Annotated in this window: 15 protein-coding genes; 5 read left to right on the top strand and 10 right to left on the bottom strand. The window is 44.8% G+C overall.

From position 1 onward, the window contains the following. Nucleotides 1–102, top strand: a complete 102-nt coding sequence (locus V7Q33_RS09130) for a DUF2196 domain-containing protein (RefSeq protein WP_333819649.1) — start codon at nucleotides 1–3, stop codon at nucleotides 100–102. 66 nt (nucleotides 103–168) lie between these two features. Here the strand turns inward: V7Q33_RS09130 and V7Q33_RS09125 are convergent, their stop codons facing one another. From V7Q33_RS09125 to V7Q33_RS09105, 5 genes are all read right to left on the bottom strand, one after another. Continuing rightward, entirely contained in the window at nucleotides 169–675 is a 507-nt protein-coding gene (locus tag V7Q33_RS09125) for a DinB family protein (RefSeq protein WP_331978037.1), read from the bottom strand. A 12-nt stretch (nucleotides 676–687) separates the two neighbouring features. Continuing rightward, on the bottom strand, nucleotides 688–1,071 hold the full coding sequence (locus V7Q33_RS09120; RefSeq protein WP_333819641.1) for an SRPBCC family protein: 384 nt from the start codon (nucleotides 1,069–1,071) through the stop codon (nucleotides 688–690). A 102-nt stretch (nucleotides 1,072–1,173) separates the two neighbouring features. Beyond that, the gene (locus tag V7Q33_RS09115) at nucleotides 1,174–1,695 is read right to left on the bottom strand and encodes a hypothetical protein (RefSeq protein ID WP_333819640.1); all 522 of its coding nucleotides are present in this window, start codon (nucleotides 1,693–1,695) and stop codon (nucleotides 1,174–1,176) included. 211 nt (nucleotides 1,696–1,906) lie between these two features. After that, on the bottom strand, nucleotides 1,907–2,536 hold the full coding sequence (locus V7Q33_RS09110; protein WP_331978043.1) for a response regulator transcription factor: 630 nt from the start codon (nucleotides 2,534–2,536) through the stop codon (nucleotides 1,907–1,909). Between the two features lie 191 nt (nucleotides 2,537–2,727). Continuing rightward, nucleotides 2,728–3,180, bottom strand: coding sequence for an SPW repeat domain-containing protein (locus tag V7Q33_RS09105; protein WP_331978045.1), 453 nt, complete (start codon nucleotides 3,178–3,180; stop codon nucleotides 2,728–2,730). A 338-nt stretch (nucleotides 3,181–3,518) separates the two neighbouring features. Between V7Q33_RS09105 and V7Q33_RS09100 the strand changes: the two genes are divergently transcribed. Beyond that, the gene (locus tag V7Q33_RS09100) at nucleotides 3,519–4,733 is read left to right on the top strand and encodes a DUF1624 domain-containing protein (RefSeq protein ID WP_331978047.1); all 1,215 of its coding nucleotides are present in this window, start codon (nucleotides 3,519–3,521) and stop codon (nucleotides 4,731–4,733) included. 47 nt (nucleotides 4,734–4,780) lie between these two features. On the opposite strand, the gene V7Q33_RS09095 is transcribed toward V7Q33_RS09100, so the two are convergent. Continuing rightward, nucleotides 4,781–5,980, bottom strand: a complete 1,200-nt coding sequence (locus V7Q33_RS09095; protein ID WP_333819639.1) for a chorismate-binding protein — start codon at nucleotides 5,978–5,980, stop codon at nucleotides 4,781–4,783. Nucleotides 5,981–6,000: 20 nt separating this feature from the next. Beyond that, nucleotides 6,001–6,426 (bottom strand): hotdog fold thioesterase, encoded by a 426-nt coding sequence (locus V7Q33_RS09090; RefSeq protein ID WP_331978051.1) that lies wholly within the window; start codon nucleotides 6,424–6,426, stop codon nucleotides 6,001–6,003. A 134-nt stretch (nucleotides 6,427–6,560) separates the two neighbouring features. Here V7Q33_RS09090 and V7Q33_RS09085 point away from each other — a divergent pair, with 134 nt between their 5' ends. Next, nucleotides 6,561–7,184: a histidine phosphatase family protein gene (locus V7Q33_RS09085; RefSeq protein WP_331978053.1), complete on the top strand. Its 624-nt coding sequence runs from the start codon at nucleotides 6,561–6,563 to the stop codon at nucleotides 7,182–7,184. Here the strand turns inward: V7Q33_RS09085 and V7Q33_RS09080 are convergent. From V7Q33_RS09080 to V7Q33_RS09070, 3 genes are all read right to left on the bottom strand, one after another. Further along, entirely contained in the window at nucleotides 7,163–8,512 is a 1,350-nt protein-coding gene (locus tag V7Q33_RS09080) for a tetratricopeptide repeat protein (RefSeq protein WP_331978055.1), read from the bottom strand. The genes V7Q33_RS09085 and V7Q33_RS09080 overlap by 22 nt on opposite strands. Nucleotides 8,513–8,636: 124 nt before the next feature. After that, on the bottom strand, nucleotides 8,637–9,440 hold the full coding sequence (locus V7Q33_RS09075; RefSeq protein ID WP_331978057.1) for a zinc ribbon domain-containing protein: 804 nt from the start codon (nucleotides 9,438–9,440) through the stop codon (nucleotides 8,637–8,639). Between the two features lie 3 nt (nucleotides 9,441–9,443). After that, nucleotides 9,444–10,544 carry a Nif3-like dinuclear metal center hexameric protein gene (locus V7Q33_RS09070; protein ID WP_333819638.1) on the bottom strand — a complete coding sequence of 367 codons (1,101 nt, stop codon included), beginning with the start codon at nucleotides 10,542–10,544 and terminating at the stop codon, nucleotides 9,444–9,446. A gap of 109 nt (nucleotides 10,545–10,653) precedes the next feature. Here V7Q33_RS09070 and lpxK point away from each other — a divergent pair, with 109 nt between their 5' ends. Together lpxK and V7Q33_RS09060 are read left to right on the top strand one after the other, a co-directional pair. Further along, complete coding sequence (gene lpxK / locus V7Q33_RS09065; protein WP_333819637.1) at nucleotides 10,654–11,706, top strand: tetraacyldisaccharide 4'-kinase; 1,053 nt, start codon at nucleotides 10,654–10,656, stop codon at nucleotides 11,704–11,706. A gap of 67 nt (nucleotides 11,707–11,773) precedes the next feature. Beyond that, nucleotides 11,774–12,507, top strand: a 734-nt coding sequence (locus V7Q33_RS09060) for a putative porin (protein ID WP_333819636.1), incomplete at its 3' end; no start/stop codon positions are given.

Genomic DNA, 12,507 nt, shown 5'->3' with positions numbered 1-12,507 from the left:
ATTGTAAAAGATATACTCACCAGCGCACCCGTGCATCATCGCGGTATAAAAGTACGTTTGGAGGATGGACAGATTGGAAGGGTTCAGCAGATTATGGAGTAGCTGCTGGTCGCTGGCTACCGGCTACTGGAGGTGTGGGAGTGGTGGCTACTGCTTTCTGTTTACCTGCTAAATGAGACTCACCATTTTTACTGTTACCAGCAACTGACCAATATGGCGTTGGGTGTGTTCTGCAGCATGAAAGAGTAAACCCTGTACTGTGGATGGAAGTTGTTTTCGTCCTACACCTCGGGGTAGCAAAAGATCAGCTTCGGATGTTGCGCTGAGTTGCAGTATAGTTTGCTGCACTTGTTCGCGAAATTTCTGTAGGAGCGACTGCGAAGTATACGCTGACGAGAATTGATCTTCTGATGCCAATGCCTGAAGCTGCACCTCGTTCAGCGCTTCTCCGCGGGCATAAGTGCACAAGCGATCGAGCACACCGGCAAGATGTTGCAGGTGGAATCCAACCGATGCCACGCCTGCTGGTTTCTTCCATAAGTAGATATCGTCAAATCCCTTCAGCGCTGCTTCGGCTTCTTCCACGGCTTGCAACAACGCGTGCGCCACAGGCTGCAACAAGGGCGGTATATTTTCTATGGGTCCGCGCAGCCAGACTTCCGGTTGGTTGTTCATGATAATAGGTTATTACTCTTCGTAAAATTCCTGAAGCGCTCCGAAATACATCGTATTCCAGCCGTCAACAATATCTTCGTAATCCTGATCCGGAATGTTGGTATGACGAAGCTCTACTGATGTACTATCATCGCCAGCCGGATGTAACTTTATAGTAACAATAGATTCTTCAGGTTGATCTCCGAAGTACCATTGTTGCACGATCCTTTTTCCTGGCTCAAACGCTATATTTCTGCCTACAATGCTGCCGTCCCAGAGTGAAAACTCAGACCCCGGCTCAGTTGACATCTCTGCTGCTTCACCTGACCATAATTGAATTGTAGTGGGATTGGTAAGTGCAAGGTATACATACCCGGGCGTAGCGGGTATGGTATAGTATTTCTTGAAATCCTTCATTCCGCAAGGTAGAAAAAAGTTTCGGCTGCTAGCCTCTGGCAACGAGCTGCTGGAGCGCCACTTACTTCGGTGCTCGTCAATCGTCTTCCAGACTTTGTAAGATTATGACTGCATTGCAAAAAACGTTTCCCTGCTCAGCAGTGTCTTGTCATACTTCAACAGGATGTTATGATACCTTCGTTTGAGATTTGAAAGTTTATCCTTCGCGGGCTTTTGAATTTTCAGTTCTTCGGTGTCATGCAGCATTTGCGCTATTGCCGGATGATAGAGAAGTTCCTCCGTGTCCAGGAGTAATGTCTGAAGATCTTTGTTCAGAATAGACCTGTGTTCCAATGTCAAATCTTTATTCAGCTGTTGCAGTGTCTCGCGTATAATTGCATACGTTCTTCTTAGAAGTCGGTAGGAGGCAAGTTTATATTCAACACGATCTATTTCATTGAAGAAACCAATGTCTTCAAGTTTATCTATAAGTTCTTTTGCGCTTGGTTTTTCTCTGACAATCAACGTGTTTTTCTGTAGTTCTCGAAAGATAAGAATAAGTGTACCAACACCTAACAGGAAGGAAATGACATACATCATCGGGTCAGCGAGTAATTGCGCTATCGTTATATCCAACAACACCATATTAACTTTTGGAAGGATTGTTAACGTTTAAAATGGTACTTTTTATTAAAGGTATACAGATCAGGTGTATGTTTTAAAGAGAAATTTTATCATTTTAATTACTCACCATTTTTGTGGTAGTATATATATGTTATCTATGACATGTTATTCGTTAGCAGTTAATGATTTTCTATAAAAGTAGATTGCGGTAAGGTAGCTGATAACAATTTATTTATATGCGTATCTTCTGCTTTGCTATTTTCGAAATAAGCTCATTCGTGTTTTTAAGATTGAATTTACCGAGAATGTTAGCACGGTGAGTATCGACCGTGCGCGGACTTATCTCCATCAGTTCTGCAATCCTCCTGGTGGAATTACCTTCCATCAGGTAACGGATTACTTCTTTTTCTTTGGCGGTAAGGAATGGAAGGCCGCGGAAATTTTTCTTATGCAGGTTGCTAATGAGGCGGTTTGATATGTCAAGGGAATAGAATTTTTCGCCTTCCAGTATACGTCCTATGCCCATGAGCAATTCCGATGGCTCAGAATCTTTGTGAATATATCCATCGACATCCGCTTCTACAGCGCTCAAGATATAGCATTCTTCGTTTAATGCGGTAAGTATAATTACCTTAATTGACGGGGTATTATTTTTTATATATGCCGCTATATCCAGTCCGCTTTGCCTGTTAAGAGAGATGTCAATGAATACAAGATCTGCATTTAGAGTTGAAATATGCGGTTTAATGGCCTGGAAACTTTTGTATTCACCGACTACCACAAATCGGGGATCACTTTTTAGTAACGTTACAAGACCAATTCGATAGAGGGCGTGATTATCTACTACAATTACTTTCACCATGTGAGTAAATATAGACGATTCAATCAAGCGGTGAAACCATCAAACGTTTGATGATATAACAAAAATTTCGAAGCGATGCGGAAATCGGTTGAGAAGTATGTGGGCAAAATAAATATATAGTATATTCTATAAAGGCAATGGATATACTTCACTTTCAATTGCCTTGCGAAGGGCTGTTGTATGCAATGAATTTAGTGTGTAACCCAGGGGCCGCGACTCTTGCTGGCCACGAGTGGTTCTTCAGAAGTATTGCTGTCAAAGCCGCGTTCAAACAGTCCAGGTTCATTCATCCGATCATCTGCCGGAATGGTACGGGTAAATATAGCAGCCAGCACCAACAGACTACCGGTCACTACATGTGGGAGATAAACCTGTGCATCAAATTCCAGCAACCAGGGGGAAGCTACGATCAATGTACCCAGTATAAAATCAAAAATAAGATGTGCTGTTATGGGGAGCACTTTCATAAGGCCTGCTTCGTATTGGGTTAAAAAGCTATAGATTATGATGCTTGTACCGGCGATAACTAAAACCCAGGTCTCCTGGCCGTAGCTTGCAAATCCGAATAACCAGGGAATTGCGATCAACAAACTTCCCACCAGATAATCAAGCACGCCATGCACTTTTGTTGATATGAATTTCATGAACGTCAATTTGACCTTAAGGTAACGACAGAAATCTGTGTAAATTCTGTGCCGAACGTTCCAAATCTACACCAACGTTTGAAATCCGGTTGTATGGATGAACGCTGACGACTATTTTCAACGATCAAAAGTTATTTTTCGTAGAGGAGATTGCGCTTGTTGTGGTATAAAACGCTGATGACCAGGTAGTAGAATGTATTTATTGGAATGTTATCCAGTATGAGAATACCTTGCTAAAATATCAACCCGGTTCTTGCGAATTGCGTATCAGAAGTTGAAATATATATGTCGCCCAATTGATATAACACCGTTCCATTTATCAGTACTTTCACAACCGTATGAACGCTACAACCCTTACACCCCCGGCAACTGTACCCATTACAAAATCTATCCGTATTGAATCGATCGATTTGCTGCGGGGGATTGTAATGGTGATCATGGCGCTAGACCATGTGCGAGACTATTTTCATGCTGATGCATTTCTGTTCAATCCGGTAAACCTGGAGAAGACAACTGTTGCTATATTTTTTACACGATGGATCACGCATTTCTGTGCCCCTGTATTTGTATTTCTGGCCGGCACATCGGCCTTCATGGTAGGTAGCCGAAAGGGCAAAAAAGAACTTACTGCGTTTCTGTTAAAACGTGGTATTTGGCTGATCGTTCTGGAGTTTACAGTAATCAATTTTGCCTGGTTCTTTAATATACATTTCTCACTAATGGCGTTAACCGTGATCTGGGCACTTGCGCTGGGTATGATCACGCTGTCAGCTTTTATTCACCTGCCATTCAAGGCAATTTTGATCACGGGAATTATACTTGTATTCGGCCACAACCTGCTGGACGGTATACATGTAACCGGTCAGGGAGCGGATGCGTTAGCCTGGTCGCTGTTGCATGAGCAAGGTGGTTTTACGTTTTCCTTTACGTTTTTATATGTTGGTTACCCGATTATTCCGTGGGCAGGCACTATGCTACTGGGGTATTGCTTCGGTTCCCTCTACCTGTCTTCGTTTGATGCACAGCGCAGAAAGAAGATATTAACGTATCTGGGTGGTGGCGCTATTATCCTGTTTGTAGTGTTGCGGCTGATCAATGTGTACGGTGACCCGAATCCGTGGAGTACCCAGAAGAATGGTATATTTACCTTCCTCTCGTTCATGAATGTAACGAAGTATCCTCCCTCACTGCTGTATTTACTCATCACGCTGGGGCCTGCCATGTTGTTCCTGTCAATCTCCGAAAACTTTAAAGGAAAGTTCTCGCTGGCACTCATTTCACTGGGCCGTGTGCCGATGTTCTACTATATTTTACATCTTTACCTCATCCATATTATTGCTGTTATAGCAGCCATGTCCACTGGCTATACATTTTCGGATATGACCTTCAATACGTGGGTTACGGACTCACCGGCTTTGAAAGGTTACGGATTTAGTCTGGGGGTTACATACCTTGTGTGGATCGGCGTTGTGCTGGCGCTATATCCGCTGTGCAAATGGTACGATACTTATAAACTGAATCACCGCGAAAAGTGGTGGTTGAGTTACTTATAAACACTGACTGTAAAAGAAGAAGCCCGAAATATAGTTTCGGACTTCTTTTATTTCAGAACATTCAACAAGGTGTTGAACTTGATCTCGGTTTCATTCCATTCCCGTTCGGGTATAGAGTCGATCGTTACACCGGCACCGGCATAGAGTATAGCTTTACTGTCGAGCAGCTGCATGCAACGCAGATTGACAAATATATTTGTATTGCCCGCTACATTTACCGGGCCGAGGAAACCTGCATAGAACTGGCGATTATATCCTTCGTGCTTCCTCAGAAAATCAAGCGCGGGTTCAAGTGGCATACCACATACTGCCGAAGTAGGATGGAGGAGTTGAAGCATAACCGAACCCAGTTGCGGGAAGTCGATCGCTTTCATATCCACGGTAAAATCAGACTTCAAATGGATCAGATTGCCAGCCACTACGGTCTTGGGGCCATGCTCATCATATTCCCGTACCCGTATTTTTTTAAAGCAGCTAATCACATAGCGTTCTACCAATGCCTGCTCTTCAATTTCTTTTTGGGTCCAGGCAACAGTTTTCAGGTTTGTGCCTTCCTGGTAAGGTTGCGTTCCGGCCAGTGCTACAGTTCGGAATATCTGTTTGTCTTCCACGCTTACCAGTACCTCGGGCGTTGCGCCCAGCCAGCTTCCGCTTTCAGGAGAGCTTACAAACGAGATCAATGCGTTAGGGTAGGTGCGGCACAGGTTTTGAAACGACTGCACTATATCGAATTCGGGAGGCAGGTCGATCATCTTTGTGCGGGAAGGTACGATCTTCTCCATCGTTCCTTTCTCAATCTCTGCTACACCTGCAGCTACCAGCGATGTATAATCAGTAACGGCATGGTGTATGACTTCGGTATTCTTAGCGTGATGCAACCGGGTAACTTTTGCAGACATTGCCTGAAACTGTTCCTCAAACCAGGTATGCGAAGTGGTCTCTACCGGATGCTCCGGAGCTCGCAATGTTCCGTCTGTGAACGAAAATTTATAGTCGGCTGGTAGAAATATAGTATCGCTGTTTCGGTCGAAAGGAGCGAAGATAAATCCCTGCTCCAGCTCTTCCAGAATAGTAGCATCCCGTTTCAGGAGCTGCGGCTTGCGCGAAATAACAATATGCTTTACCGAATCGTTGGGAAGACGCCACACGGCAACTGAAAACTGATTTTCAATTGCATAGGCGATGAGGGTAGACAAGTAATCGGTTTCCCGTTGCAAGGATGGTGAAACCGCAGTGACATTATTCATGCGCAAAGCCAATTCTCTTCTTAATTCTTTCTGTCAAGCACCGCCATGGTAATCCGGCTGACGCACACCAGCTGGTTTTCTTCGCTGGTAATGCGGATCTCCCACACCTGTGTCTTTTTTCCTATATGTATTGCTTTGACAATACCTTTCACAAATCCGCTTCGTACGCTTTTAATGTGATTGGCATTTATCTCTAATCCAACACAATACTGCTGGGTTATATCTACGCAACACATGGCAGCCACACTGCCCATGGTTTCAGCCAGGGCCACGGAGGCGCCACCGTGTAACAATCCCATGGGTTGATGAGTTCGATGGTCAACAGGCATTTTTGCTTCGAGGTAATCTTCGCCCACGGCTGTAAATTCTATACCGATATTTTCGGCCATGGTGTTGGGCGACCACTTGTTGAGCGCTTCAACGGTTACGTGTTTAAAAATGCTCATGCTTCGGTTTAAATCTGCTTCGTATAGCCTTACCGCGGTGTTGCCGGTCAAATGAACAATCTGCCCGGATAACTGTTTCTGATAACGGATAACTGCTTGCGATTAGCTATACTTGCGCCCAAAATAATGCAAAATTGACCAGTAAAAAAATCTACCTGATCCGCCACGGACAAACAGACTTTAATCTGCAGAACATTGTGCAGGGTAGCGGTGTGGATACCGATCTGAACGATCGCGGAAGGGCACAGGCACAGGCTTTCTTTGAAACCTATGGACATATTCCGTTTCAAAAGGTATATACTTCCGTATTGAAGCGCACGCACCAGTCGGTAAAGGGATTTCTGGACAAGGGCCTGCCGCACGAGCAGCTTGCAGGTTTAAATGAAATCAGCTGGGGCACGAAAGAAGGCTTCAAGGTTTCTCCTTCCGAAGATGAGTACTATCATTATATGCTGCGCCAGTGGGAGTTAGGCAATACTTCGTTACGCATTGAAGGCGGTGAGAGTCCGGAAGATGTAATTGTGCGGATGAAGCCGGCAGTCGATCATATTATGAGCAAGACTGACGAAGAGTTGATTCTGATCTGCATGCACGGCCGGGCTATCCGCATTTTGCTGACACACTTGTTGCGTTACCCGCTCAAGAGCATGGATATGTTTGAGCATGAAAATCTTTGTCTGTATGTACTCAATTATACCGGCTCTGTTTTCTCCATCGAGCGGTATAATGATCGCGATCACTTGCGGTCGTTAAGCTGAGCCAGTGCAGATTTAGCTTTGCTATCGATACTGTTTTTATACTCGTGCTTCTTGTACAGCAATGCCCGCCTGAAGTAGTCTCTCGCCTGTGCAATGTTGTTTTCGGCAATCGCTATATAGCCTAATTGCAGGCTGGCATTGGGAGCGAAATACCACGGCTCGTCTCCATTCAACTTAATAGTTTGCAGGTATTGTTCTTTGGCCACAGCCAGGTCGTTGGTTTTGTGTGCTACCCGTGCCTTTCTATAGGCATACTCCACCTGGTCGCGTTTTGTGGGGAGCTCTCGTGTTGTGATGGACGCGAGCACCCTGGAAGCATCATCATAATAGCCACCATCGGTATAGTATCGTGCACGTGTCAGCTTGATGTGCGGCAGTTCATCTTCGGCCATGCTTCGTGCCGCATATTTATCAGCTTCCGCAGATTCTTTTCCAATTGTTTTGGCCTGCTTGAACACAGCCCGTGCATCACTGCTGTTGCCATTCAACCAGTAACACAGCCCGATTTTGTAGTTGGCGTCTTTCATGTAGTTAACGCCTTTATAGTTATTGATGAATGACCGATACGATGATATAGCATTCAGATATTCAGCCTTGTGCAGGTATACTTCTCCTTTCAGGTAATCGGCATAGTAGAGGGGAAGGCTTTGTGGTTGATCGCTCAGTGTGTTCAGCATAACGAAAGCCTCTTCGCTCTGCGAGTTTTTGATCGCCAATGCTGCTCCTAAAAACAACGCTAACTTGTTGCTGGGATGAATAGCAAGGTCTTTCTTTACTTCGGCCAGCGCTATGGCTGGCTGTTGCAATACAAATCCCTGTGTAAGTGCATACAATGCACTGGCTTCAAATGAGAGCACATGATTGGATTGAGAGAAGTTACTGAGCTCGTTCAGTCCCTGCTCTACGGAGCCTTCCATGTTTAACAGGCCCAACACCCAGTCATACTTTTCAGGAACAGATCCGATAATGATTTCAAGCAGTCCGGCGGTTTTATGAATCGCGGCAAACTTAGGGAAGCGTTTTTTGATTTCCTGTGACGTCTGATACGCCTGTCGCAGGTTCAGTGCTGCATCAAACTCATGGCCGTACTTCAGGTATACAAATGCCCATTGCAGACTGATTTCGGCTTGCAGAAACAAGTCATCTGCGGAAGTAAATTTGGTCTTGCGGTCGCGTCTTTTCTCGAACAGCGCCTCATAGTCAGAGAACTTCTCGCCATCTTCAGTAATGAGCAGTTCAAGGGCTTCAGCGAGTGCGGTTACATAATGTTCCTGCGGAGTTTCAGGCTTAGGGATTAGCGCGCGTGCTTCCTCCGTTTGCAGGTTCATAACCAGGTCGTATGCCTGTTGGGAGGTGGTATTAAAAGTCCATTCCTGCGCATAGCCCGGCAGTAATGCGCATAAAAAAAGGCAAGCGCAAAGGCCTGCCTTTTTGTGTAAACAAAAAACAATGTTATTCAACTTTCTTTCTGCGGCTAGGTGCTGGTGCGGCTGTCTTAGCGGTTTTGGGTTTGTCGCCTTCATCGAGGGAATCCATATCAACGTCTGCTAAGATACGACCAGAATGTTCATCGATAACAATTTTCTTTTTCTCGCGGATCTCAGCGATCTTTTGAGGAGGGATCACGATGTTACAACCTTCTGCGGCACCACGTACTACGCGCACTACGGCCAAGCCGTTGGAGAGACTTCCTCTCAGCCTTTCGTAGTACTTCAGTAATTTATCTTCAATCTTCTTGGAAGCTTTCTCACGCTCGGCAAGGAGTCTCTTTTCTTCTTCCTGGCTTTCTGCAAGGATGTCGTTCAGCTCCTTCTTTTTATTATCCAAATGCTCGCCACGTTCTTTGATCAGCGCATCTGTTTTTTCGATCTCGTCTTTCTTCTGGGTAATGCTTTCTTTGCCTTCCTTGATCCGCTTTTCGCAGATCTGGATCTCCAGTTCCTGGAGCTCTATTTCTTTGGTAATAGCGTCAAACTCTCTGTTGTTCCTAACGTTCTTCTGTTGCTCGCTATATTTCTTGATAAGCTTTTCAGCTTCTTTGATACCTTCCTTGTGCTTCTTGTTGTTTTCCTCGATATCCCTTAGCTCGGCTTCGTGGCGGGTGAGGCGGGTTTTGTAGCCTTCTATTTCATCTTCCAGATCCTGAACTTCGTCTGGCAGATCGCCCCGGAGTTTTTTAAGTTCGTCAAGATTACTGTCAATGGACTGGAGTTTTACGAGCGCTTCAAGCTTCTGTGCGACTGATTGATTTTCCATTCGTTATAGGTAGCTAATTGGATTCGTGACGGTTTTTGAAAAAATGATCGCAAAAGTAGAAAATTTTTTCATTAAAACATCCTGTAAAAGTTCTTTGGTGAATACTTCACTCTCATAATGACCAATATCCGCTATGGTTATACGGCCATCAGCATCGAAAAATTCATGGTATTTGAAATCGGCCGTTATAAACATATCGGCCCCTGACTGGATTGCCTGAGGTAGCAGAAAACTGCCCGAACCTCCACATACGGCCACTTTTTTAACCGGGCCTGATTTGATTTTAGTGTGACGGATCACTTGTAAATCCATACTGATCTTTAAACCCTGAAGAAAGGCTAATGGTTCAACGGGTGTTTCTAACTCGCCCGTCATCCCTGATCCAACTTCCTGATTTTCATTTGATAATATACTCGAATAATATGCAACTTCTTCATACGGATGTACTGACCGGAGCGCCTGTAATAGTTTTCCTTCCAGGTGTGTAGGGAAAATTACTTCTGCACGAACTTCCTTTACGAACTCCTGCTGATTTGCTTCACCGATGTGGGGGGAAGCACTTTCATTAGGCATAAAGGTGCCCGTGCCTTCCGTGCGAAAACTGCAGTTCTTATAGTTACCAATCTGTCCGGCACCCGCCTGATGCAATGCACCTAGCACAGCCTCGGCATGTTGAGTGGGTATAAAAGTGACGAGCTTGCTCAGTGTATCTTTTTTCGGCTGAAGGATTTTAAGATTTTTGAGGCCTATCTTTTCGCATATCTTACGGTTCACACCCATGTGTACATTATCGAGATTGGTATGGATGGCATATATAGCGATATCGTGTTTGATGGCTTTGATTACCGTGCGCTCAACATAATTATTGCCGTTCAATTTTTTTAATCCCCTGAATACAATGGGGTGATGGGCTACAATGAGGTTACACTGAGAGGTGATGGCCTCTTCTATTACCGCTTCAACGCAATCCAAGGTTACGAGTATACCGGTTACCGTCCAGGAAGAATTGCCGGTGATCAGCCCTGCATTGTCGTACGATTCCTGGTAGCTTCTTGGAGCGATGGATTCCAGGTAATCGGTTACATCTTTTATCTTTACGGTCATACGTACTTGTTCCGGGGTGAATATAGCGGTTCGTATGTAAGAAATTTTACGTGATGAGTTTAAATTTCATTCGCATTCCGGTTCTGAGTTCAGGCATTTTATATTTTCTATGATAGTATTTCGAATCCTCCTGTTTCCCTTCGCTGTGCTTTACGACCTTGTTACGACTCTGCGGAATATATTCTATAACCGTGGCCTGAAGCCATCTGCAAGTTTTGATGTACCGGTTATCTGCGTTGGCAACCTCACAGTGGGAGGCACCGGGAAAACACCCATGATAGAACACCTTATCCGGCTGCTCTATACAAACTATAAAGTAGCAACACTCAGTCGTGGTTACGGCCGAAAAACAAAAGGCTTTCGCATCGCCTCTTCTCAAGATGATGCCGGTACTCTCGGAGACGAACCCGCGCAATTTCATAGAAAATTTACCGACCGGATACTGGTAACCGTAGGAGAGGATCGCGCCTTTGCTATACCCAATATCTTGCAGGAAGCAGAAGATACCAACGTAATCCTGCTGGACGATGCCTATCAGCACAGACGCGTAAAACCATCATTTACTATTTTATTGTCAGACTACTACCGGCCGTTTTATGAAGATTTTCTTTTGCCTGCGGGTCGTTTGCGCGAGTCACGCGGCAATGCATCGCGAGCGGATGTAGTAGTGGTTACAAAATGCCCGTCTGTAATTTCGGATGAAGAGCGTATGGATATTGAGCAACGTATTCGGAAATATACTTTGAGCCCCGTATTCTTTTCAAGCATCCGTTATGGTGTGCCGGTGCCTTTTGGTAATAAGCAGTCATTGAGTGAACAGGTTATTGTTATTACCGGCATAGCACAGGCTGAGCCTTTCATTAAATTTATCTCGGCTGCCTATGCTATGGTGAAGCATATTGAATTGACCGATCACCATACCTATACTCCGGATGACTTCAAGCGCCTGCAGGAGTTGGTGGCAGCGAATCCGGCAGCCAGCATTATTACCACCGAAAAAGATATGGTAAAGATGATCGACCACCGGTTCGATGCTGAACGAAGAGAACTTCCATTATTTTATATTCCAATCGAAGTTAATTTTTTGAAAAATGGACAGGATTTTGATACGATGATTTTAAATGCCGTCACCGATGAGTCTAAGCCATCAGAAATCATTTAAAAGTCTATTTTTGCGCGTGCGTTTCATCCGATTTATACTATTCATAGGTTTTGCAGGGAGCATAACAATGGCTTCGGCTCAGGACGATAGCCCGCGGAGAGGTTCACGAATTATTGATGACACTACCAAGCAAGTATATGGCCCGAAGACCTCGCGTTATTTCTTCGAGAAGGATGTCTTCCTGAACAGGCAAACCTATTATCTCATCGATACGGTCCCGCGCAATTTTCATCGGTATACCTACATACAGAAGAACAATTACATGTACCAGGATCTGGGCAATATAGGTACGGCAATGAATCCGATCTATTATCAGACACCTGATATTATCGGGGTAACGTCAGGCTTCAGGCAATACGATTTGATCTGGGATACAGAAGAGGTTAAGTATTACGATACCAAATCACCATATTCCAACATGCGTGTGATTCTGGGCGGCAAGGGGCGATCGATAACACGGGCAACGTATAGCCGCAACGTTAACCCCCGTTGGAACGTGGGCTTTAACTACCGGGGACTTTTTATCGATAAGCAAATACAGCGCTCCGGTAAGGGCGATCGTAATGTGGTATCCAACTACTATGATCTGTATACTTCGTATCAATCCAAAGACAGTACTTACCGGCTGTTCTTCAATTTCCGCAGAAATATGATCCAGGCTGATGATTACGGAGGGATCAGCCAAACAACCAATGACTTTACGTATGCCGATTACTTTTTTGTGAACGCGCTGCCGTCACTCACGCAAGCCATCTCGAAAGAATTACGATCCAATATACACCTGTTCCATCAATATGAAGT

It is taken from the genome of Ohtaekwangia sp., from assembly GCF_036786105.1.
Classification (GTDB): domain Bacteria; phylum Bacteroidota; class Bacteroidia; order Cytophagales; family Cyclobacteriaceae; genus Ohtaekwangia.
The sequence above is the reverse complement of the archived record's forward strand: the minus strand, read 5'-3'. Positions and strand labels throughout refer to the sequence as shown.